The organism is Microcoleus sp. S28C3, assembly GCF_036700785.1.
In the GTDB taxonomy this organism is placed as follows: Bacteria; Cyanobacteriota; Cyanobacteriia; order Cyanobacteriales; family Microcoleaceae; genus Microcoleus; species Microcoleus asticus.
In genome coordinates, this window is the sequence record NZ_JAUBPO010000044.1 from 5,539 (window position 1) to 28,486 (window position 22,948).

Here is a 22,948-nt window from a genome sequence, read left to right on the forward strand (position 1 = left end):
TTTTAGATTTTAGATTTACTCCACAGATGAATCTGGGAGATTGAACTTTAGTCTAAAATCTAAAATTTTTGGTTCTCTACGACTTAAGTCGGGGGCTTATCTCCGTTTTTTGACGGGTCAGTCGATTTTAGATTTTAGATTTTAGATTTTAGATTTACTCCACAGATGAATCTGGGAGATTGAACTTTAGTCTAAAATCTAAAATTTTTGGTTCTCCACGACTTAAGTCGGGGGCTTATCTCCGTTTTTTGACGGGGCAAAAACATCTATTGTTGAATACCCGCTCTGCGGCTTGAACCGTTAAATTTTTGAGTAAGCCGACGGCCGACAACCAGTCGATCGGTCGAAATTAATCGCTAAATTTGGTTCATACCCCGCTCCTGCGGGTTTGGCGCTAGATTTAGCCTGTGAATGTACAACAAAAAGGCTTGAAGTCTTGAACAGAAGCAATTTGCACCCAGCCCGCGTTGCTGGTTGACGAGGGCGGCGAGCGACTAAAGCGCTCGAGCCGCCGTGGCTTCCATAACAAGCGATTATAGCGTGAAACGAAACATCCCGATCGACTAGAGCCGAAGGTGAAATATTCCACCACAGCTCCCCTATTTTAACCATAACCCAGTATTAGCTGACTACGCTCAACCTGCTGAAGCTGAATTTGCTGCTGACTGACTTGTTCGAGCATGAAAACAATATGTTCTGGCTTTAGCAAGTTGCCGTCGCTGCGACAACTGCCGGTAAAGCGCAAGACGGCTCTACTTTCGGATGTACCGCCAGAGGCAGAGGCGCTGCTTTCTGCTTTCTGCTCTACAAGTTCTAGTTTGTGCAGCCGATCGCGCAAATTGACATCCTGCGTCTTTCCCGACTTAGTAGTGTGCACCCGCCAAAAAGCCTCGGTTTCGGCGATCGTCTTCACCCAAGCTTCCCAGTTGGCATCAGGAGCGACGGAGACAGGAGCAGAATTTTCACGGTCTAATTCGCCATTTTCTGTCAACGAGCCCGCTACAGCGACAGTAATCACGTACTCCGCTGCTTCCAACAACTGACTGGCAGAAGCAGCCTTGAGATCGATCGGCTCAACCTTGTAAATCGGAATATTTTCCGGCAGCTTTGCGGCCAACTTTTCCCGAAAACTCTCAATATCGATCGGCTCAGTTAGCTCAAAGTCGGCAATTTCGCCAGTGCTGGTAACGCCCAGAGGCAGAGCATTTGCCAGAGAAATCCGAGGGTTCGGGTGGAACCCGCCAGTAAAAGAAATCGGCAAATCAGCTCTGCGGACTACTCGATCGAGCAATCGGAGCAAATCCAAATGACCCACCAAAGCCATATCGCCCACCTTCCCGAACCAAACCCGCAAACGCTGTTTCCGCTCCGTATTCGGCACGAACTCCCCGGCAAACTCAGGAATTGGCAGCGCATCCACAACCACATTGTGTCCGAAATCGGTGCCGCAAACCCCGCAGCGCGAACAGCCTTCAAAGGAACAGTCGGGAACCGTCGCTGCTTCTAAAGCCTTTTGCAAGTCAATTTTCAGCCAGTTTTTGTCGATTCCCGTATCTAAGTGATCCCAAGGCAGGGCCCGATCGAGAGAGAGGGGGAGAGTGGGGGAGGGGGAGTGGGGGAGATCCGGAGAATTGGGAAAATCTTCCTTGATTTCTCTTCCTTCTTCCTTCTTCCTTCTTCCTTCTTCCTTCTTCCTTCTTCCGACGGACATCGAACTGACATCCGTTACATCCGTTACATCCGTTACAGAATCCGTTGCCGAACTTCCTTCTTCCTTCTCGTCTTCCTTCTCAAAAAGATTCCACTCGCCGCTTTCGACTTGGCGGTATTTCCAGGTAAGGCCCGACTCGTCGATCGCCTGAGTCCAAGCTTTGTAAGCCTGATCCAAACTTTCCCACCACGCATCCATACCCGCGCCAAGTTCCCAAGCGCGGCGGACTACAGCAGCCAAACGCCGATCGCCCCGTCCGACAAAATCCTCCATTGCCGAAATGCGCACATCAGTGTAATTCACTTTTACGCCCCGCATCCCCCGAAATTCTCCCTTCAGGAGTTTTTGCTTGCGGGAAAACTCAGCAGTAGAAACCGAGTGCCACTGAAAAGGAGTGTGAGGCTTAGGCGTAAAATTAGAAATTGTCAAGTTAAAATTCAGTCCCCGCCGGCCATCCACCCTGCATTCGCGGTGCAGCCAGCGGACTGTTTCGGCGATGCCCAGAACATCAAAATCTGTTTCCCCAGGCAAACCGATCATAAAATACAGCTTGATTTTATCCCAGCCGCGATCGACCGCAGTTTTGACACCCCGGAGCAATTCTTCGTTTGTCAAACCTTTGTTAACGATGTCCCGCATCCGCTGAGTACCAGCTTCCGGGGCAAAAGTCAAACCGCTTTGCCGCGTGCCGCCGAGAATGTCGGCAATATTATCGTCAAATCTGTCAACCCGCTGGCTGGGTAGAGACAGAGAAATATTTTTATCTTTCAGGCGATTTTTGATTTCCATCCCGACTGCTGGGAGTGCCAGATAGTCGGAACAACTGAGGGAAAGCAGGGAAAACTCGCTGTGCCCGGTGGCTTGCATTCCCTGTTCGATCGCCTCTACGACTTGCTGCGGTTCGACATCGCGCGCGGGGCGAGTCAGCATTCCCGGCTGACAGAAGCGACAGCCGCGGGTGCATCCCCGGCGGATTTCTACTGTCAGTCTGTCGTGTACTGTCTGGACGTAGGGAACCAGGCCGATCGAATAAGCTGGTATCGGAGTCGCGACGCGGCGCAGAATTCGTTCTGGAACTTGCGGGCGGTTGGGATGAACAGAACCGTCGGCCGCCATGTCGTAAAATTGCGGGACGTAGACGCCTGGAATTTGCGCTAAATCCAGCAGCAATGCTTCTCGGCTCAAATTATTAGTTTTGCCTTCTGCCAAAATCAAGCCAATTTCTGGCAGCAATTCTTCTCCATCTCCCAAAGCGATGAAGTCAAAAAAGTCAGCGTAGGGTTCGGGATTGGAAGTTGCTGTTTGCCCGCCAGCAAAAATCAGCGGCATTTGACCGTTTTGGTCATTTGTCGCTCTTTCTTGCCAAGTTAGGGGAATGCCGGCTAAATCCAGCATTTCCAGAATGTTTGTTGCTCCCAGTTCGTAGCTCAGGCTGAAGCCCAGAATATCAAATTCTGTGAGCGATCGCCTGGATTCTACCGCAAACAGGGGAGTTTGAGTCGATCGCAGTTTTGCTGCCAAGTCTGGTGCGGGCAAATAAGCTCGATCGCACAACTGCCTCGGCAAGGCATTCAAAATGTTGTAAAGGATGATGTGCCCCAAATTGGAAGCACCAACTTCATACACTTCTGGGTAAGTGAGCACCCAGCGCACAGACGCCCCGTCCCAATCCTTGTGGGCAGCCCCCAATTCGTTTCCCAGATAACGAGCAGGCTGATTGATTTCTGCTGAAAGTAATTCTTCGACTTTTACTGCCACGGCTCGACTCGCTAAATATCTGCGACTCTTAAGCAGCCTACCTTAAAATCTGCCAACACGCCAACGGCAGTCCTCTGTCTTTTGGGGCATTTAACCGAATTTACTCGGTTTTGTTGCTTGTTTTCGCCGAGGAGGAACCTCTACCAGTGCTGGTTTGCGCAGGAGTTTTCGGCTTCAAAGCTATCGACATTTTCAAATATCTCAAAAACTCGATCGAGTTGACTGAGTTCCAGAATCATCCTAATCCCGGGGGATACCGAGCAAATACTAAACCTGCGCCCCATTCTTTTCGCCTGCTTGAGGCCCGAAACCAATGCCATCAAACCGGCACTGTCAATAAATGTTACTGCGCCCAAATCTACGAGTACCGCTACAACCCCAGGGGCTGCAATTGCTGTGATGAGTTCCCGTCCGAATTCTCCGGAGGTGGCTGCATTCAGGTGGTCTAGGGGTCGAATCACCGTAATTGGTTTATGGGCAAGAAGTGTCTGCATAATATGTCAAACCTATGGTTGCTACGTATTTTCAACTACTGCGCTGGACAGGTGTAAGCCTAAACCTACTTGATTACTCTGAGCCTAGCTTACTATAAGGGAAACCGACCAGTTGTTTTCAGTATTTTTACGTAATCTTTATTTATTGACTGTTTTTTATGAAATTTTGCGTAAGATTTGCGGAGGAAAAGTAAGCTACTATACTATTTTTTATTTATGCCAGTAGGTTTAGTATTGGTAAGTGTAAACATTGCGATCGACCTTGCCCTAGCTGTTAGGTTAAACAGAACAATGTAATTGGAATCACTTGTTAGTTCTGATTTAGATCACTTGCTCGCTGGACTGTTCAGAGGAAAATAAAACTGTACGGAGTTCTCCGACCTACTATGCAAGCAACTCATGCTATTCGTCAACTTGTAGAAAAAGCCCTCTACATTAAGCAGTTGACACCTGACATTGAAAACGAAATCAACTACGAGCTCACCCGTTTGGGGTACATCTCGGATATTGATTATGAGGCTTTAGAGTTATTAATGGATGAAATGGATGCTGGCCGGGTGCAATTGGTATCTACCTGTGGATAGTTGCAACGGGACGACCAGTCAATATTAAAGAGGGGAAAAATCCTTGCACGCTGGGAAATAGAGGAGTGTGAGAAGCCTTGACCCCAGCAGAATATTTTCCAAATGAAGCAGCTAGTTACTGAAGTTGAGATTTGAGGAGATACTGTTAAGGGCGATCGTCCCTGCACCTCCGATCGAAAGCAAAAAATTTTGACCTAAATTAAATTTATAACTTTAGAGGCTTGACAAATTAGGTTTAATTGTGATTAAAACTCAGGCTTAATGAAGCAGCTAGTTACTGAACTTGAGATTTGAGGAGATACTGTTAAGGGCGATCGTCCCTGCACCTGCGATCGAAAGCAAAAAATTTTGACCTAAATTAAATTTATAACTTTAGAGACTTGACAAATTAGGTTAATTGTAATTAACACTCATACTTGCTGTTAGCAGACTCAGGTAGAGGCAGGTTTTTTTTACAACAAGCATTTTTTAGGAGTGAGAGGGAGACGGTCGCAGACGGACAGTAAATGCAAAACTGAGATGCTCCCGGTTTTTTTGTGCTGAGATACTTGATTGGTAATTGGTAAGCAAGTTTGAGCCATTACGCACCCTACGAACTGACTTGAAAAAAACATTTTTCGCCCGGATGCTACGATCGCTCGAATGCCAGAAAATTGATTTGTAGTTACGACATCCGTCATCGCGGAGTCAATCTAAAATCTAAAATCTAAAATCTAAAATCGTTCGATCGCGCCGCCAAACTTTGCACCACCGCGACCAACTCAACAGGCTCGATCGGCTTGGACACGTAAATTTGAAAACCTTGCTGCAGCGCCCGTACCCGTTCCTCTACCCTACCAACCGCCGTGAACGCCAACGCCGGAATTTCCCTGTCCGCCACGAGCGATCGTACTTGCGGGAGCAGAGCCTCTCCATCAGGGGCCTGCATCTCGATATCGATCGCCAACACATCCGGATTCAGCCTGGCGAGCGCCTCCAGGGCTTCCATTCCCGAGCTAGCGGTCTCCACCAGGGCCCCGCAATCTTCGAGCACTGTACAAGCCAAATCCAGGCAATCCGCGTCGGTATCGACCACCAACACCCGCAATCCAGAAAGATTGCTGCTGACAAAAGACTTATTTACAGGGGCTCGCGCCTTCTTGCTGTGAGCAACCGCAAACTCCTCTGGCCCGGAAACAGAAAATCCGCAGTCGCCATTTGGCTGTTTAATTGGCAATCTCACCAAAAAGCTCGCTCCTTGTCCCTTCCCGGCCGATTCCGCTTGCACCGTCCCCCCGTGCATTTCCACAAAATGGCGCACTAGGGCCAAACCCAAACCCAATCCGTTGTACGATCGCTTTGTAGAACTGTCAGCTTGGCTGAACCGATCGAAAACGTGGGGCAAAAACTCTTCCGCAATCCCTTGTCCGGTGTCGCTGACCTCAATTTCCACACTAGCGAGCGACAAATTTGTACAGCAAGCGGAGTCCTCAGGGGCGAGCGTCCCCTCCAGCTTCCGCACCGCCACCCTCACCTGTCCGCCATCGGGAGTAAACTTAATCGCATTCGACAGCAAATTCCACGCTACCTGTTGCAAGCGGCCGGCATCGCCAAAAATCCGCCCCGCAGTTGTGTCGAAATCCGTCACAATTGCAATATTTTTTGCTCCAATCGCGGGTGCGAGAGTATGGAGCGCAGACTCAACAGTCGAAATCAAATCCACTGACCGCAAATTCAGCGACAGTTTGCCGGTAATAATCTGCGACACGTCCAACAAATCCTCGATCAGAGTTGCCAGCGATCGCGTATTGCGGTCGATCGTTTCCAGAGCCCGAACCGTGGTTTTTTCGTCAAACTTGCGGTTGCGCAGCAGTTGCGCCCATCCCAGCATCGCATTGAGCGGCGTTCGCAATTCGTGGGACAAAGTTCCCAGAAATTCATCTTTAATCCGGTTCGCCCGCGCCAATTCCTGGGCTCGAGCTTGCAGTTCTCTTTCCAATTGTTTGCCAACGGTCAAATCGAGAATAAAAGCCACAGATTCTTGCCGCTTTTTGGCCAGCAAAACATATCCGATCAACACCGGAATCCGGCTGCCGTCTCTCCTCCAAAATTCCTTTTCGTAGGGAGTGCAAGCCCCCGTTGCTTGTGCCTCTGCAATCCCCTTCTCGTCGAGACAGAGGTACTCCGGCGGCGTGATGTCAATCCAGTTTAATTCCCCGCGCTGCAACTGTTCCCGCGTGTAACCAACTATCCGCAAAAATTCATCGTTAGCCTCCACGATATTGCCGTTAACATCTCCGAAGATAATTCCCATTAAGTTAGCTTCGGCCAACATTTTCAGCTTTTCTTCGCTAGCTTTGAGTGCAGCTTCTGCTTGCTTGCGATCGCTAACGTCTTGGATGTAAGCCGACAAACCAGAATCGGAAGGATAAAAACGCACCTTCAACCACTTATTCCATAACGGCACGAATTCTTCATATTCGACCGTAACCTTTTCTGCTAATGCTTTGCCAGCCATTTTGTTAAACGGTAAATCGATAGCCCAGGGAAATATCTCCCAAACATTTTTACCGATCAGTTCGGCTTCTGACTTGCCTAAAAGCTCCAGAGCTTTCTGGTTGACATAGGTGTAGTTCCCCTTTAAATCGACCGCGATAAAAGCGTCGGTAATGCTTTCGAGAATGTTAGTAATTCGATCGTTTGCCGATTGCAGCGCTTTAGCTGTTTCTTCTGCTTGCTGGCGAGCTGCTTGTTCGCGCAACAAAGCAGCACCGCGTTCTTGTTCTGCAAGTTTTCGATCGCTAATATCGATGTAAGAACCGATGTAACCTGCAAAAGTGCGATCGGGCCTGTACCTAGGTACGCCCGTACCCAAAACCCAGCGGTATTCCCCGTCGTAGCGCCTCATGCGGCATTCGATCCGGTACTCGGTGCGATCGTCGAAAGCTCTCCGGTAAATATCCCGACATTCTGGCAAGTCATCGGGGTGCAAGCTTTCCATCCAACCAGTGTCCCTTTCTTGCGCCAAAGTTCTACCGGTAAACTTCAGCCATCCTTTGTTAAAGTAATCGCCAAGTTGGTCAGTGTCCGACATCCAAATCATCACCGGCGCGGTATCTGCCATAATCCGAAATCGAGCTTCGCTCTCCTGCTGCTGTGCTTCGGCTTGCTTGCGGTCGTTCCGTTCTTGAACTTCCCGCAGGGCCCGCTGAATCGACGGCACCAAGCGTATCAAACGGCGTTTGAGAACATAATCGGTAGCGCCGCTTTTCAAAGTTTCGATCGCCACTTCCTCGCCCAAAGTAGCCGACACAAAAATAAACGGCACTCCCGGACAAGTAGCGTGGGCGATTTCCAGCGCTTCTTCTCCGCTAAAACAAGGCAACATATAATCTGCCAAAATAATGTCAAAATAGTGTTTTTCCAGCGCGTTAGCAAAGTCTTCCCGAGTTTCCACACACAGCAGAGAAAATTCGATTCCGCCATCTATTAGATATGCCTCAATCAGTTCGGCATCTAGGGGACTGTCTTCTACTAAGAGGATATTGAGCTTTTTCACAAAAATTCCTTTTATTTATATATTAGTTCTCACACAACCCCCTCTGGCAGCTACTTGTTAAGTGCGATCCACAAAAGTATTGCGTGTTAAATTGCCTAAAAAAATGTAAAAATCCATTGTTTCATCAGTTAAGCTTTCACATTTCAATCATAACTTCTAATCAAGTCTTTTGCTACTTGCAGCAAGGTTAATCTCTGGTCTAACTTGATTGCCTATCGCCCTTGCTTTTCCTTAACTTTCACCTGCTTTCAATCACTCCACACCGCTGTGGTCTTGCTTCTTGCCAGCAGTTTAACCATACCCTGTCAAACAAATAGTCTCGCTCTTACTGCTAGAAACAACTAGCTATTTAGTAATTTATCTCGCTTACTGCTAACTACTGCTACCTCGTTTGGCAGATTATTTTTTTGTAGCGAACCCCGAGTTACTTCTAAATTGCTTTGCCACTCCTCTAAAGCTTAAATTCGCTTTAATTTTGGCCTTATATCCTTAATTTCGATCGATCCCTTCAAAAAAGTGAAAGTTGCTGGTGTGTCTGCTTTACTTTTTGCCGGATTTGCCTACAATGCAACAGTTGAAACCGGGCGAACATTTGGCTTGTCGATCGCCTTCGTTCGTCAAAAATCACTCTTTGTATAGTGAAAATTGTACTCGCCTTGCATCTGTCCAAAGATATATTTTTGGATAAACATTAAACTCACCCTGCATAGATTCCGCTGAATTCGGTAGAAAGAAGTGTTACCCGGCATAAAATATGAGAAAGCTCGATCGAGCAATTAATTTCCGACACCAATCACAGAAAATTTCCTCTGGACTCACTACACTTGCACACCCAGGTAGCCTCTGACCGATCGGCTTATTGGTTGAGCCAGAGCCAAACTGTCTTAAAATATACAATACGGTGAGCTGCTGCACAGCCCGCATATATTAAAAGCAAGCGCCAACTTGCAATAATTCTTTAAAATATAGGTACAGCACCGGCGATCCTGAACTCTTCCCCGTCAGAAAGGGTAGGGTTTCGCACAATTGAAGACGATCGTCTATGGTGACTTGCAGTAAAGCCCGTGCAGTTGCTTTAGTCTCAGGTTTATTCAGGTTATTGGCAACCAGTTACGAGGAGATTTGACCCGCCGTGCTCCAACGCATCAAACAAGACTTAAAAAACGACCTGATCGCAGGCCTACTGGTAGTGATACCGTTAGCTACCACCATCTGGCTGACAATTACCGTCGCCAGTTGGGTCATCAATTTTCTCACCAAAATTCCCAAGCAGATCAACCCTTTTGACGGACTCCACCCGATTTTGGTGAATCTGCTAAATCTATTAGTAGGGCTGGCTGTGCCCCTGCTGAGCATCTTAGTCATCGGTTTAATGGCCCGCAACATTTTCGGCAAGTGGCTGCTAGACTTTGGCGAACGGCTGTTGCAGGCAATTCCCCTAGCCGGTTCGGTTTACAAAACTCTCAAACAACTGCTGGGAACCATCCTCAACTCAAACGACAAATTTCGCCGCGTGGTGTTAGTGGAATATCCCCGCCGGGGAATCTGGACTTTAGCATTTGTGACCGGTACGATCGAGACTAACGATATTCCGCCTCACCTGTCCGGCGAAACCCCGATCGGCATTTTCATCCCTACCACTCCCAACCCCACCACCGGATGGTACGCTATAGTCCCGGAGGCAGATTTAGTCAATTTGTCAATGTCGATCGAAGATGCCTTTAAAGTCATCATCTCCGGCGGCATCGTCAACCCCAGCAACTCAGTTCCAGTACCCCCCGAAAACAATAAGGGCAAAACACTCGAACCCTTGGTATCTGAATCAAGATACCAGGCTGTCCCAGTCGAAGAAGACTAAACCAAGACATCTTTATTCGCCCGTAAAGCCGTGTAAACTTTCGCCATAGCAGATAATATTTGGACAAAACCAGCCCAAACCGAGACAGCCTACATTCAGAAACCCGGTTTCGAGCATAAATCTGGGGTTTGACAGCGAAGTATCTGTAAACAACCCGCCGCTGGCGAGTCAGAGGGCTGGTTTTGTACCGCTTTTAGTTTAGTTTTCTGCTAAAGTCCAAGTCGGCGCGCGATCGAAAAACTTCCTAAATTCTCAATTCCTATCTAAAAACTATGAAAAAAGCCCGCGAAACAGCACGCGAACTCGCACTCCTCGGCATCAGCCAACTGCCGACGAATCCAGAGCTCTTAGAAGCCAAGAAACTGCAAGATGTTCTCCTCGCAGCCATCCGCGCCCTGACAACAGAAGTTCAAGAAGCCCTAGAAACAGCAGCATCCGAAGTGCAGCGGAGTAGCGACAAACTGCTTGCCAGCGAAATCCGCGCTGCCGATATACAAAGTGCTAGAACAATGGTGCGGGAAGCAGTCGAACTCACCCAAACCGCCATCAACCGTCTCGGTTCAGCAATGGAGTTTCCAGAACTGATCCAGCTAGCCAACCAGCAAGATGTCCGCACCTATGCTTTGCAAATCCTGACGAAAGTCAGCGCCAACCGCGTTCAAATTGACGAATTGCTCTCGGAAGCGCTGGTAGACTGGCAAATAGAACGCTTGGCCAGGATCGATCGAGATATCATGAGAATCGCCATCGCCGAAATCCTATATCTGGGCCTAGCCGAACAAGTCAGCGTCAGCGAAGCCGTCCAACTCGCAAAACGCTACAGCGGTGACGAAGGACATCGCTTCATCAACGGAGTCCTCCGCCGAGTAGTCGATAAAATCAATGCAGAAGTTGTTAGTCCGTAGTCCTCAATCATCAGTCAATAGTCTGTAGGGTGCCCTTCCGGTCGCGCACCTTACTTACCCCGCAGTCTGTAGGGTGCCCTTCCGGCCGCGCACCTTACCCAGAGTCATGAGCAATCGGCAATCACACCAATCAGCAATCGGCAATCGGCTCTAAACTAGGGACTGATAACTATATTCGCAATTTCCTATGGTATTTAATTGGTTTCGTCGCCAGTACAGCGAAAGCAAATCTTCTGAAACAGAGGCAACCCCCGAACAGCCGCCAGATGAGCCGGCAAAATCGGCATCGGTTGAGCCTCAAACAGATGCAACAGAGCAAGGCTCTCCTGCTGTAGCCGAAGATTATCTCAACTGGGCCAAAGCTGCTTACAAAAATATTCAAAAACAGCAAAAACCCGAAACAGAAGTTTCCGAGACAGCAGCGCCCGAGGTTCCAACAGCCGAAACAGAAATCGCGACAGTTCCAGAAGTTCCAGAAGCGGCGACTGTGGAAACAACCGAGGCTCACGAACTCGAACCAGCACCGAAAGCACAAACTGTTGCAGAAGTTTCAGAAGTGGCAGAAGCTCCAGTAGTTGAAGCTACCGAGGCGGTAGAAATCGATGCAGCTAACCCAGTAGAAATTGCCGAAACTCTGCAACAAACAGCCGGGGCGATCGATATTTCACCTATTGCTCAAAAATTAGAAGTTACAGCAGAAAATATAGAAATTGCCGAACCTGCAACGGAGGTTGTAGAAACCGAATCACTCGCATCTGAGGGCGAAGCAGCGGAAGCCCTGCCGTTTTGGGCAAGAGCTCAGGCCGATCGCATCGAGCGCATCGAACGCCTCAAAGAAACCGCAATTGAAGAACCAGAGGCAATTGCAGCCACCGCCGAGAGAGCGGCAATTATCGAAGAAATTCCCGGTTTCGCCTTTGACGAAGGCTTCCTGTGGTCTTCAGAAATCTTAGCCAGTCAAGGCCGCCGGCCAGATCAAGTATCCGTTGAAGAAATCACTTGGCTGCAAAAACTGCGGAAAGGCTTAGAAAGAACTCGCCGCAGCTTAATTAATCGACTAAAGGCGATCGTCGGTCAAGGCCCGCTCAATCAAGACGCGGTAGCCGAAATTGAGACTTTGCTGCTACAAGCCGATGTCGGAGTCGCAGCCACCGACATCATTATCAGTCGCCTCCAAGAAAGACTAAAACAAGAAGTGCTGCCGCCAGAACAGGCTCTAGCCTACCTCAAAACCATCCTGCGCGATATTCTCGACGCTCCCTGTGCCGAAACAGCCGCCGGCAATCCCGCCTACAGTCTGACATTTGCCCCGGAAAAAGACACCTTCAACATCTGGTTGATCGTAGGAGTCAACGGTGCGGGCAAAACTACGACGATCGGCAAACTTGCCCACATTGCCCAAAAATCCGGCTACAAAACCCTAATTGCTGCAGCCGACACTTTCCGCGCCGCCGCCGTCGAACAAGTGAAAGTTTGGGGTTCCCGCAGCGGCGTCGAAATTATTGCCAACCCAGGGAAAAATACCGATCCGGCTGCTGTCGTCTTTGATGCGATCGCCGCCGCCAGCGCCCGAGGCACTGAACTGCTGATCGTAGACACCGCAGGCCGCCTGCAAAACAAAAAAAATCTGATGGACGAATTAAGTAAAATCCGTCGCATAGTAGATAAGAAAGCCCCAGGCGCTACCGTAGAATCTCTACTGGTCTTGGATGCAACACTGGGTCAAAATGGTTTGCGACAGGCAGAAGTATTCGCAGAATCTGCAAAATTAAGCGGAGTAGTATTGACAAAGCTCGACGGTTCTGCTAAAGGTGGTGTTGCCCTAGCAGTAGTGCAGCAGCTTGGTCTGCCAATCCGCTTTATAGGAGTAGGGGAAAGCATCGAAGACTTGCGTCCGTTTTCTAGTTACGAATTTGTGGAAGCCCTACTCGATTTTAGATTTTAGATTTTAGATTGATGAGGCATTTGCCAGCCGCGCCCATTTTTTGGAGGCGGACACAGAGCTTCAAAATCTCAAATTATTAACCTCAAACTAGCATCGCAGGACTTGCGCCGATCGCCACGAGCGATCGAGTGAAAACTAAATATCTAGAAACAATACCTTAGTTCTGTTATTGCTTGGTTGGGATCAAACCGCCAGCCCAAACAAGCGTGTCAAATTAAGCTCAAATGTGTAGTATCAGTAGGCTGTCTGATTGCACTTTCTTCCCGATCTCCCTGGCGCCCCCCTGATAGTCGGGTGGGACAGGAAATGGTCGAAGTCCCCCTTCTTCTTAGGGGGAGCCGCTGCGGTCTTGGGCGGGTCCAAGTAGAGCCAGCAGCGTGGATTTAGGGGGTATCTAGACTCAGCTATAAACGAGATTTCTTAAGAATTTTAGACTTAAGTTGATACCAATGTCCTAGTGCCCAACTTACTCGATCGAACCAAACTACTTGCTCGAAAAAAAAACGGGTTTCTGTTCAAGTGGCCCGTAAGTCCTCAATCATTCCTCCCTCTAACATCGAAAATCACAAATTAAAAATGACTGCTGTGCCTTTGCCTCGCCCCTCACCTCAACCTGCTGACCGCCCTCCTGGTCGCAATTCCACCGACGCGACGCCAGTATTTGCCCTCAAAGAACTGGTGGCACGCTTGCACCGATACCAGCACAACGTTCAAGATATGTTGGGTTCGCTGGGATTTGCCCTGCGCAGTTTTAACAATCTCAACCAATTTTTGGAGTTGGTGCCTTTAGTGGCGACTCGCGTTACTGACGCCGACGGGGGAGCTTTAGTGCTGTTCAAACCCAACGGTCAAGTCAGGTTCCAGCAGTTGCACTGTCAGGAAGGACGGCAGTGCCAAGATATGCGAAAAGCGCTGGAAATAGCCACCAGGCAAGCTACAGCAGGTGCGAGCGCTAATGCTGCATCTTATTCGGAAACCTCTGGGCAAACCTCTAGTCTCGACCTACAAGTCGGCCGTTATTTGGGCCCGGATGTTCATTTGTTTGGGGCGCCAATTTTAGTCAAGAATTTGGAACGGGGACGGCTTTATGTTTTTAGCAGTGACCCGCAATATGTCTGGACTCCCAGCAGACAGAAATTAGTTCGGTTGGTGGCGGATCAAACGGCCGTGGCGATTTGCAAAGACGAACTTACTGTTAAGTTGGCTGAAAAAGACCGCTTAGACAGAGAGTTAGAAATCGGGGCGGAAATTCAATTGCGGCTGCAACCCCGCAGTTGTCCGAAAATTCCCGGCCTTGACGTAGCCGCCCGCTGCCAAACTGCTAGCAGAGTCGGCGGAGATTATTATGATTTTATTCCCGCTGACTATGACCCGATCGGCAAGGAAGATGAGGGGGAACACCCCCCATCCCTGATTAAAAATCTCAAGTCAAAAATCGACAAGGGCCGCTGGAGCATCGTGATCGGCGACGTGATGGGCAAAGGAGTGCCGGCGGGCCTGCTGATGACGATGACACGGGGTATGCTGCGGGCCGAGGTTTTGAACCGCCACTCGCCTGCGAGAATTTTGCAACATTTAAACCGGGTAATGCACGCGGATTTGGAAAATTCCCACCGTTTTGTGACTCTGTTTTATTCGGAGTATGACCCAAAAACTCGGGTTTTGTCTTACAGCAATGCTGCTCACCACCCGCCTTTGCTGTGGCAAGCTGCAACTAATACGATTCTTCAGCTCGATACTTTGGAGGGAATGTTAATTGGCCTGGATGCTGATTCTCAGTACCAAGAAGCCCAAATTCAATTGCAGCCAGGAGATACTATTATTTATTACACAGACGGATTTACTGATGCTGCTAATCAAAGGGGCGATCGGTTTGATGAGGATAACTTGACCTCGGCTTTTCAGTGGGCTTGTCAAAATTATCAGCACTCTGAAGAAATTTTGGATTATTTGTTCGATCGGGTTCACCAGTTTATAGGCATCGGCAATCGCAATGAAGATGACATGACACTGGTTGTACTTAGGCTAACACCTTTAGCAGGAGAAAATCACCATGATAGTTAATTTAATGCCGGAAATTACTGCTGGATTAATCAACTCGATTAGTTGGCAGGATGCTGCTCACGTGTTAGTTTGGAAATCTCATTTGAGTTCGACGGTGGTTTTGGGTCAAAGCTACGACATTTTTAGCAATTTCCAGAAAGCTTGGAACCATTTTGTTTCGACTGGTCAAATAGGAGCTTTTTTTATAGGTATTTTTGTTGGCTGGTTCATTAAAGGGATTATTCCTTAGAGTTCTTGTCGAAGCAGGTATCGGGAACGGATTTAAAAGGTTTGTAGCCACAAGTTAACTTTTTTCTGATGCAGCAAAAGTTTTACATTTTTGTAGTCAAGACTTCAGTTTTTTCTGGTCAATAGATGTATAAAAAGTTTGCAGTCAGGACTTGAGTTTTTTCTTGCCGAATTTGGATGGAGGGCTAAAGTCTTTGCTACAAACCGGAGGAAGGACTAAAGTCTTTGCTACAAATTGGTTTTTAGAGACTTCTGCAACAGAGATATAATCTAGTTTTAGCTTGAGCAATGACAACACAACAAAAAACTTGGAGTCAAAGATTTGAATCGGCGCTGCACCCGGCGATCGCCCGATTCAATGCTAGTATTGGCTTCGATATTGAATTGATTGAGTACGACTTGACTGGTTCTGTCGCTCACGCTAAAATGCTGGCAAAAACGGGGATTATTTCCGCAGCAGAAGGCGAACAGTTAGTCAATGGTTTGGAACAGATCCGATCCGAATACCGCCAAGGACTTTTTGTTCCGGGAGTTGAGGCAGAAGACGTTCACTTCGCTGTAGAGAAGCGGCTGACGGATATCGTGGGAGATGCGGGGAAAAAGCTGCATACGGCCCGATCGCGCAACGATCAAGCAGGTACCGATACTCGCTTGTATTTGCGCGATCGCATCGCAGAAATTCGCGAGCAATTGCGGGAATTTCAAGGGGTTTTGCTCGATATTGCCGATCGTAACGTGGAAACTTTAATCCCCGGTTACACTCATTTGCAGCGCGCTCAGCCGATCAGTTTGGCTCATTACCTGTTAGCTTATTTTGAAATGAGCGATCGCGATTGGGAACGCCTCGGCGATATCTGCAAGCGGGTGAATGTTTCGCCTTTAGGTTGTGGCGCGCTGGCGGGGACGACTTTCCCGATCGACCGAAATTATACGGCAGAACTCTTGCAATTCGACAAAGTTTATGCTAATAGCTTAGATGGAGTGAGCGATCGAGATTTTGCCATAGAATTTCTCGCTGCTGCCAGCTTGATTATGGTACACCTGAGCCGCTTGTCAGAAGAAATGATTTTGTGGTCTTCTCACGAATTTGGATTTATTACGCTCAAAGATAGCTGCGCTACGGGTTCTAGCATCATGCCCCAGAAAAAAAATCCCGACGTGCCGGAGTTGGTGCGGGGCAAAGCGGGGCGGGTGTTCGGTAACTTGCAAGCCTTGCTCGTAGTAGTGAAGGGACTTCCTTTGGCCTACAACAAAGATTTGCAAGAAGATAAAGAAGCTTTGTTTGATACCGTGAGAACGGTACAGGGTTGCTTGGAAGCAATGACGATTTTGCTGCGGGAAGGAATCGCGTTTAATGGCGATCGCCTCGCCGCGGCAGTTACGGAAGACTTTTCTAACGCTACAGACGTAGCCGACTACTTGGCCGCCAAAGGCGTTCCCTTCCGCGAAGCTTACAACTTAGTCGGCAAAGTCGTCAAAACTTGCCTCTCGGGGGGCAAACTCCTCAAAGATTTGACACTTGAGGAGTGGAAAGATTTGCACCCTGCGTTTGAGACAGACATTTACAGCGCGATCGCACCTCAGCAAGTGGTGGCGGCTCGCAATAGTTACGGGGGTACCGGGTTTGAACAAGTGAGAAAATCACTTATCGCTGCGCGCGATCGGATCGCCTAAACATCGTTGAATTATTGGACAAATTCCGGGTGGCTATCTCTCCTTAAAACGATCGTGTTTTCCACTCTGGTTCTAAGTTCGGCAGATAGCCTCAGCAATTAATCTTCAGCAGCAGCCATGTCTTTGTCTCTGCCGCCACCGCTCATGGCGCCCATGCCACCGCCGTTGCCACCGTCAAATCGCCTTCTCTTGTTGGAGAACATATCTTGATTTCTCCGCTTGCGAAACTTGCGAGCGTATGCTTGATTTCGTTGTGCCTTCTCTTTCTTGAGATTGCGGCGCTTAGCCATTCTGACCTCACTAATAAACATTGACAGTCCCCGGGCTTTCACGCCCGGGGATTCTTAAGGTTGACACTCTGTGCACTCTTGGTGACGGAGATTCTTGGTTCAGCGAAGTCACTTGCTTGCGACTGGATTGCTCCAGCCTCAGTAGAGGTGTTTTCTCCCCAAGCGTAAATTCCGGTATGTCCTACCGTACTCGATCAGTTCTCTTTATGTAGTTAGGTTTTGTTCAAATTTAGCTTTCCTAAACCGCAACACCGTTAGGTGTGACTACGCACTCAACTAATCCAGTTAAGTTTTTACGTTGTCTAGTTATACTCAATTTTAGACCGATGACGATCATAGCACACCCGGCACAAGACCCCGAAAAAAGAACACGGGGATTCAAGTCGCTGGGAATCCGGGCCCGATGGGACGCAATGTTTTCAATCTTCCAGAATATTTCTATAAACTCTTGACAAATACGACAAATGACAATCAATCCCGGTGACGTAGCTCCTGTCTTCAGCCTGCCCGACGCGCAAGGCAATTTCGTCAGCCTTGCAGATTTTCGAGGGCGGCGAGTTGTACTTTACTTTTACCCTCGGGACAATACCCCTGGCTGTACCAAAGAAGCTTGCGGCTTTCGCGACATTTACTCAGACTACGAGTCGCGCAATATTGCAGTCCTCGGCGTCAGCACAGACGGGGCCGGGTCCCACGCCAAGTTTGCAGCTAAATATCAACTGCCTTTTCCCTTGCTGTGCGACTCAAACGCCGAAGTCGCTACCGCCTACGGCTGTTACGGACTCAAAAAGTTTATGGGAAAAGAATTTATGGGAATTACTCGATCGACCTTCGCGATCGACCCTGATGGTAGGATTGAAAAGGTTTATCGGAAAGTCAAAGCAGAAACTCACGCAGCCGAGATATTAGCAGACTTGCCAGACCTCTCGCCTGAATTAAAAATTAAAAATTAAGACTTTTGAGCTGCCAGCTAACAAACCTGAAATTACTTTCCCCTAAACAAGCTTTTGAGTTTATGCGTCGATTGTGGCAAATTGGACAAACTGTGCTGGGGCTGATTTTTCGACATCCCATCACTGGTACTGCCGTGATTCCGGTATTGCCTGACGGGCGAATTGTGTTAATTCGCCGCCGCGACAACGGTCGCTGGGCACTGCCGGGAGGTATGGTGGATTGGGGAGAAGATATTCCCACAACTGTGCGGCGGGAATTAGCAGAGGAAACAGGACTCGATTTAGTCAAAATCCGCCGCTTGGTGGGTGTTTATTCGGCGGCAGATCGAGACCCTCGCCTGCACTCGATTTGTATCGTGGTGGCAGCAGAGGTAGATGGAAAGATGCAAGTTCAGGATACGCTTGAAGTCAGCGAGGTTGAGGCTTTTTTGCCCGCATCGCTGCCGGAGGGCGAGCTCAGCCACGATAACGACCAACACTTACAGGACTATTTTCAAGGCCTGACAACTTTGGCGTAAACCGGCGGGGCATCCAAATTTGAGAGAAGTCGGAAATTACCTCGCCGTCAAAAGTTTTCTGTTATGACTGTGAAATTAATTTTCACTGTTTTCCTACTTTTATTTACAAACTCTGAACATTAAATTAATCATCTTTTTATTACTGAATATTTAACCGGATGTACTCATCGTTACGCAATTCTCGGGTCAAACTCTCTGTAGGGCAAATCTTCTGGCACGAAGTCGGTCAAGGCCCGAATTTAGTATTTTTGCACGGTTCTTGGCAGGACAGCAGTCAGTGGCTGAGGACGATCGAACATTTGAGCCCCTACTACCAATGCTTCGCACTGGATTTGCTGGGGTTTGGCGACTCGGAACGCCCGAATCTTCATTATTCGATCGACCTGGAAGTAGAATGTCTCGCCCAATACCTCGATACTTTGAAGCTGCGACAGGTTTATTTAATCGGTCACTCTGTGGGTGGCTGGGTGGCTGCCAGCTACGCTATCAAATATCCCGATCGAGTTCAGGGTTTGGTGTTGGTGGCCCCAGAAGGCGTCAAGGTCGGCCATCGGCGGGGGCGGTGGCAGACGGCTAGCTGGCTGATCGGCCAACCACCCCTCGCTTTCTGGTTGCTGCGATCGATCTATCCAATTGCTAAGTTGCTGGGCCGCCAAAACAAGATTGACAGGCTGTTAAAGTTCAGACAGCAGTTGATGCAGTCCCCAGTTGCCGTGCAGTTGCTGTTCCGGCGGCGGCGGGTTGAAATTACAGCGGAATTAGTTGATGAGAATTTGCCTTTGCTGAAAGCGCCTGTTTTGCTGTTACACGGTTCTGAAGATACCCTCGCAGCTTCGTCTCTATGTCAATCCTATGCTGCTCTGGCTCCTAATGCCGAACTGCAATTGGTCAGTCCGGGGGAGACCAATTTGGCGCAGGAAGTCCCGGAACTTGTTGCTAAGTATATTCGCGAGTTTGCTAAGTGAATTGGTAAGTGGTAATTATTGGGAATTGGTCATTGGCCATTGGGAATTGGTCATTGATAAAATGACAACCGTCAACCGTCAACCGTCAACCGTCAACCGTCAACAGTTAACAGGCTAATTCCCCAAAAAATGGCTTCGGGTGCGACAATTACTGCGGAAGCCGTATCGGGAAAAGCTGAGGCGAGATATTGCAGTAACAAAGTTCGATCGCCCCCCGTGAGTGCAATTTTGCTATTAGGAAACAAACACCGCCAATCTTCAATAAAATCCCTAACTCCTGCCACCGTCCCATACACAACTCCGCTTTGAATTGCCCCAGCAGTATCGCTAGCCCAGCGGTGCGGCAGATTTTCTGGTAAGCTGATTAAGGGTAATGCAGCGGTTTTTTTGCCTAGCGACGATAACTGCAAACCCAAACCCGGTAAGATTGCGCCCCCAACTAAATACCTATTGACATCAGCCCCAGTAAATGTTAAAGCTGTACCAGCATCTATAAGTAAAACTGGCCAACCCAATTGGTTGCCAGCACCGAGTAAAGCCAAAGCTCTGTCAATTCCAAGGGTAGGATAGAGTCCCCCGATCGGTAACTGGTCTAAAGTAATAATTCGGACATCAGGATAACTCTGCCAAATTGCTGTTTGTTGGGGAACAACTGAGGCTAAAACTAGAGGCAGGGGAACTAAAGAAAGTGTGTGAGGACTAGAAAAAGCGGGAGTAGCAGGAAGACAACGGAGATTTTGAGAAGATATTTCTTCGATCGACTTCCTTACTGTTTGTACCAAATATTCGACCTTTTGGGCCTCGGAGAGCCGGGAAACAGCATCAGCTTTGAGATGCTCTGTATCCCATGTTTTCTCCAGAGTTTTGCCCGCAAATAATCCCCAGTGCAGGCGCGAATTCCCGATCGCCAAAGCTATTTTAATCTGACCTTTACCTGTCAATTCAGAGGTAAGGTTCTCGGTGCAATCTTGCGGGGGAAAATTGTCAGCAATTGATTTTTCCATGATGCTCGAACGCGCAAATATTGAACTAAAGATAGATGTTAGATTAATTTTATTCGCTTAATCGCGCGGTTAACTCTATTTGACATCTGACCAAGTTCAATGGGGCGCGCCAATTAGTATTGTAGGCTGCAGAGCGCATACTTTATATTTATAAATATTTGTAAAGCAAATAATTGCTATGCTCTGGCTGCATCCTTTATAATGTCTTAAGATATTCCAAAAGTCCTGGTAGCTGCGATCGGACTCTTGGCGGGGTAAGCACAGGTCTAAAAAACCATGATCGACCAAAATACTGTACCAATGCTGAGTAAATATGTCTTTAAAAATACAAGAACACGAAAACCCCTCGCCGAGATTAACTTCGCGGTTGCCTGAACCAGAAAAGTGGATGCAGGAAGAAAGTCTTTCGCAGCCAGAAGTAGACCAACAAAAAGCCCTAATTGTGCAGATGCAGCAGCAAGTTCAGTTATCAAACTTGCTGAACCAAATTAATAACGAAATTCGCAGTACACTTGACATAGAAGAAATTTTGACATCGGCCTGCCGATTGCTGGGGCAAGCGCTACAGTCCAGCCGCGCGAGCATTTTAGTCAAAGAATCAAATACAGAAAAAACTTTAGTCACGCGGGGAGAGTACAACGCGGGGGACTATCCGATCCAACTGGGCATGAAAGTACCGATTACTGACAACCCGCATTTGGCTGCCGTCGTGTCTCAGCAAGAGTCGCTAGCAGTGACAAAGTTTCTCGATTTTCCGGGATTGAACCCACAAACCCAAAAAATTGCCGAAGCTTTGGAGATTAAGTCCATGCTGGCAGTAGCTACTCGCTATCAAGGTGAAGTGAATGGCATAATTGGCTTGCATCAGTGCGATCGCGAACGGGAATGGACTGATTGGGAACGGCAGCTTTTAGAAGGGGTAGCATCGCAATTGGCAATCGCGATCAATCAAGCCAAACTCTACAGCAAAACGCGCCGCCAAGCCGAACGAGAATCGCTGCTGCGGCTGATCGGCAACCAAATTCGCAGTACCCTGGATCTGGGAACTATCCTGGAAACAGCGGTGAGGGAAGTCCGCCAACTGTTGCAGTGCGATCGAGTAATTATGTACCAGTTTCAAGACAACTGGCAGGGAAAAGTTGTTGTTGAAAACATGACGGTTCCTTGGCCTTCAATTTTAGGAGATATGGGGGCGGATAAGTGTTTCCGGGGAGATTACGCCGATCTTTACCAGCAAGGGCGAGTCAAAGCAATTAATGATATTTTTAATGCTGGTTTAGAGCCTTGCCACGTTAATTTCTTAGACAGTTTGCAGGTAAAAGCTAATTTGATCGTGCCGATCGTTACCGCGCGAACAGAAGAAAATTACCCCGACACAGCCGGAAGCTATAATCCTAAATTCCCCGGTCAACTGTGGGGTTTGCTGATTGCTCACGAGTGCGGGGATACTCGCAACTGGCAGCGGCAAGAAATGGAGTTGCTGTCGCAGCTAGCAGACCAAATGGCGATCGCCATTCAGCAAGCAGAACTTTACAGCAAAGTCCGAGAAGCTGCGGTCAAATCTCAAGCTCAAACCCAGCAATTGCAAGCAGCGTTAGAAGAATTGCGATCGACACAGCAGCAATTGATTCAAAGCGAAAAAATGTCCGGTTTGGGGCAAATGGTAGCGGGAATTGCTCACGAAATTAACAACGCCAACAATTTCATCCACGCTAACTTGTTTCACGCTCAAGAATATTTTAAAGTCTTGAACGAAGCTCTAGAACTGACCGGGAATGCCTGCCCGGAAGCAGCGGCAGCACTTGTCAAAATAAATGAAGAACTCGAACTGGATTACATTCGAGAAGACTTTGGCAACTTGCTCAAGTCTATGCGGGAAGGCAGCGGGAGAATTCGCTCGATCGTGATGACGCTGCGAAATTTTTCTCGTTTAGACCACGCTGAATTACAACCAGTAGATTTGAATGAAGGTTTAGAAAGCAGTTTCTTGATGCTGCAAAATAAGCTAAAAACAAATATCAAAATCGACAAACAATACGGCAGTTTGCCGCCCGTCAAATGTCATGCCAGTCAAATCAACCAAGTATTTTATAATTTGATTGACAATGCTTTAGATGCGCTCCAGTCAACGAGCAAACCGGGGGAATTAACCATCCGCAGTTGGCAAAGGGAGCCGGACTGGGTAACAATCTCTGTCCGCGATACGGGAACTGGCATTCCTGCAGAAATTCAAGACAAGATTTTTGACCCGTTTTTTACTACTAAACCTGTGGGGAAAGGCACTGGTTTGGGACTTTCTGTGTGCTATCAGGTAATTGTTCAAGCTCACGGCGGCAAGCTGAGCTGCGTCAGTCAGGTGGGCGAAGGAACTGAGTTTATTGTAGAGTTGCCGCTGACAAATCAGAGGGTAAGTGCATAATTCCTGTTTTAGTCAGATTAATGACCAATGCTTCATGCCC

16 protein-coding genes are annotated in these 22,948 nt (G+C 48.2%); 11 read left to right on the top strand and 5 right to left on the bottom strand.

Going from position 1 to position 22,948, the window contains the following annotated elements; translation table 11 throughout:
* Positions 1-604: 604 nt before the first annotated feature.
* On the bottom strand, positions 605-3,469 hold the full coding sequence (locus tag QUA13_RS14840) for a TIGR03960 family B12-binding radical SAM protein (protein WP_333199624.1): 2,865 nt from the start codon (positions 3,467-3,469) through the stop codon (positions 605-607).
* A 140-nt stretch (positions 3,470-3,609) separates the two neighbouring features.
* Positions 3,610-3,963 (bottom strand): STAS domain-containing protein, encoded by a 354-nt coding sequence (locus QUA13_RS14845; protein ID WP_333199626.1) that lies wholly within the window; start codon positions 3,961-3,963, stop codon positions 3,610-3,612.
* A gap of 386 nt (positions 3,964-4,349) precedes the next feature.
* Between QUA13_RS14845 and QUA13_RS14850 the strand changes: the two genes are divergently transcribed.
* Positions 4,350-4,547 (top strand): hypothetical protein, encoded by a 198-nt coding sequence (locus tag QUA13_RS14850; protein ID WP_172185910.1) that lies wholly within the window; start codon positions 4,350-4,352, stop codon positions 4,545-4,547.
* A gap of 706 nt (positions 4,548-5,253) precedes the next feature.
* Here QUA13_RS14850 and QUA13_RS14855 read toward each other — a convergent pair.
* A complete protein-coding gene (locus QUA13_RS14855; protein ID WP_333199628.1) occupies positions 5,254-8,085 on the bottom strand; it encodes a PAS domain S-box protein in 2,832 nt (943 codons plus the stop codon).
* Positions 8,086-9,217: 1,132 nt separating this feature from the next.
* Here QUA13_RS14855 and QUA13_RS14860 point away from each other — a divergent pair.
* The 6 genes from QUA13_RS14860 to argH all read left to right on the top strand — a co-directional run bounded on the left by QUA13_RS14860 (position 9,218) and on the right by argH (position 16,759).
* A complete protein-coding gene (locus QUA13_RS14860; protein WP_333199630.1) occupies positions 9,218-9,943 on the top strand; it encodes a DUF502 domain-containing protein in 726 nt (241 codons plus the stop codon).
* A gap of 272 nt (positions 9,944-10,215) precedes the next feature.
* On the top strand, positions 10,216-10,848 hold the full coding sequence (gene nusB / locus QUA13_RS14865) for a transcription antitermination factor NusB (protein WP_172185907.1): 633 nt from the start codon (positions 10,216-10,218) through the stop codon (positions 10,846-10,848).
* A 187-nt stretch (positions 10,849-11,035) separates the two neighbouring features.
* Positions 11,036-12,793: a signal recognition particle-docking protein FtsY gene (ftsY, locus tag QUA13_RS14870; protein WP_333199632.1), complete on the top strand. Its 1,758-nt coding sequence runs from the start codon at positions 11,036-11,038 to the stop codon at positions 12,791-12,793.
* Positions 12,794-13,369: 576 nt separating this feature from the next.
* Positions 13,370-14,857 carry a GAF domain-containing SpoIIE family protein phosphatase gene (locus QUA13_RS14875; RefSeq protein WP_172185905.1) on the top strand — a complete coding sequence of 496 codons (1,488 nt, stop codon included), beginning with the start codon at positions 13,370-13,372 and terminating at the stop codon, positions 14,855-14,857.
* Positions 14,847-15,086 (top strand): hypothetical protein, encoded by a 240-nt coding sequence (locus QUA13_RS14880; RefSeq protein WP_333199634.1) that lies wholly within the window; start codon positions 14,847-14,849, stop codon positions 15,084-15,086. Before QUA13_RS14875 ends, QUA13_RS14880 begins: the two co-directional genes overlap by 11 nt.
* Before the next feature lie 287 nt (positions 15,087-15,373).
* Positions 15,374-16,759 (top strand): argininosuccinate lyase, encoded by a 1,386-nt coding sequence (gene argH / locus QUA13_RS14885; RefSeq protein ID WP_333199636.1) that lies wholly within the window; start codon positions 15,374-15,376, stop codon positions 16,757-16,759.
* A gap of 98 nt (positions 16,760-16,857) precedes the next feature.
* On the opposite strand, the gene QUA13_RS14890 is transcribed toward argH, so the two are convergent.
* Complete coding sequence (locus QUA13_RS14890) at positions 16,858-17,049, bottom strand: hypothetical protein (RefSeq protein ID WP_190738786.1); 192 nt, start codon at positions 17,047-17,049, stop codon at positions 16,858-16,860.
* 464 nt (positions 17,050-17,513) lie between these two features.
* On the opposite strand from QUA13_RS14890, the gene bcp reads away from it, so the two are divergent.
* From bcp to QUA13_RS14905, 3 genes are all read left to right on the top strand, one after another.
* On the top strand, positions 17,514-18,002 hold the full coding sequence (bcp, locus tag QUA13_RS14895; protein ID WP_172185902.1) for a thioredoxin-dependent thiol peroxidase: 489 nt from the start codon (positions 17,514-17,516) through the stop codon (positions 18,000-18,002).
* 62 nt (positions 18,003-18,064) lie between these two features.
* A complete protein-coding gene (locus QUA13_RS14900) occupies positions 18,065-18,520 on the top strand; it encodes an NUDIX hydrolase (protein ID WP_333187158.1) in 456 nt (151 codons plus the stop codon).
* Positions 18,521-18,678: 158 nt separating this feature from the next.
* On the top strand, positions 18,679-19,485 hold the full coding sequence (locus QUA13_RS14905; protein WP_333199639.1) for an alpha/beta hydrolase: 807 nt from the start codon (positions 18,679-18,681) through the stop codon (positions 19,483-19,485).
* A 92-nt stretch (positions 19,486-19,577) separates the two neighbouring features.
* On the opposite strand, the gene QUA13_RS14910 is transcribed toward QUA13_RS14905, so the two are convergent.
* On the bottom strand, positions 19,578-20,489 hold the full coding sequence (locus tag QUA13_RS14910) for a pantothenate kinase (protein WP_333199641.1): 912 nt from the start codon (positions 20,487-20,489) through the stop codon (positions 19,578-19,580).
* A gap of 313 nt (positions 20,490-20,802) precedes the next feature.
* On the opposite strand from QUA13_RS14910, the gene QUA13_RS14915 reads away from it, so the two are divergent.
* Positions 20,803-22,908 carry a GAF domain-containing protein gene (locus QUA13_RS14915; protein ID WP_333199643.1) on the top strand — a complete coding sequence of 702 codons (2,106 nt, stop codon included), beginning with the start codon at positions 20,803-20,805 and terminating at the stop codon, positions 22,906-22,908.
* Positions 22,909-22,948: the final 40 nt, after the last annotated feature.

What these genes read in the sequence shown, in the direction of transcription:
- argH (WP_333199636.1), top strand. Translation starts at nt 15,374, where the DNA reads ATGACAACACAACAAAAAACTTGGAGTCAAAGATTTGAATCGGCGCTG.
- QUA13_RS14905 (WP_333199639.1), top strand. Translation starts at nt 18,679, where the DNA reads ATGTACTCATCGTTACGCAATTCTCGGGTCAAACTCTCTGTAGGGCAA.
- QUA13_RS14880 (WP_333199634.1), top strand. Translation starts at nt 14,847, where the DNA reads ATGATAGTTAATTTAATGCCGGAAATTACTGCTGGATTAATCAACTCG.
- QUA13_RS14910 (WP_333199641.1), bottom strand. Translation starts at nt 20,489, where the DNA reads ATGGAAAAATCAATTGCTGACAATTTTCCCCCGCAAGATTGCACCGAG.
- QUA13_RS14850 (WP_172185910.1), top strand. Translation starts at nt 4,350, where the DNA reads ATGCAAGCAACTCATGCTATTCGTCAACTTGTAGAAAAAGCCCTCTAC.
- QUA13_RS14875 (WP_172185905.1), top strand. Translation starts at nt 13,370, where the DNA reads ATGACTGCTGTGCCTTTGCCTCGCCCCTCACCTCAACCTGCTGACCGC.
- bcp (WP_172185902.1), top strand. Translation starts at nt 17,514, where the DNA reads ATGACAATCAATCCCGGTGACGTAGCTCCTGTCTTCAGCCTGCCCGAC.
- QUA13_RS14845 (WP_333199626.1), bottom strand. Translation starts at nt 3,963, where the DNA reads ATGCAGACACTTCTTGCCCATAAACCAATTACGGTGATTCGACCCCTA.
- nusB (WP_172185907.1), top strand. Translation starts at nt 10,216, where the DNA reads ATGAAAAAAGCCCGCGAAACAGCACGCGAACTCGCACTCCTCGGCATC.
- ftsY (WP_333199632.1), top strand. Translation starts at nt 11,036, where the DNA reads ATGGTATTTAATTGGTTTCGTCGCCAGTACAGCGAAAGCAAATCTTCT.
- QUA13_RS14915 (WP_333199643.1), top strand. Translation starts at nt 20,803, where the DNA reads ATGTCTTTAAAAATACAAGAACACGAAAACCCCTCGCCGAGATTAACT.
- QUA13_RS14890 (WP_190738786.1), bottom strand. Translation starts at nt 17,049, where the DNA reads ATGGCTAAGCGCCGCAATCTCAAGAAAGAGAAGGCACAACGAAATCAA.
- QUA13_RS14900 (WP_333187158.1), top strand. Translation starts at nt 18,065, where the DNA reads ATGCGTCGATTGTGGCAAATTGGACAAACTGTGCTGGGGCTGATTTTT.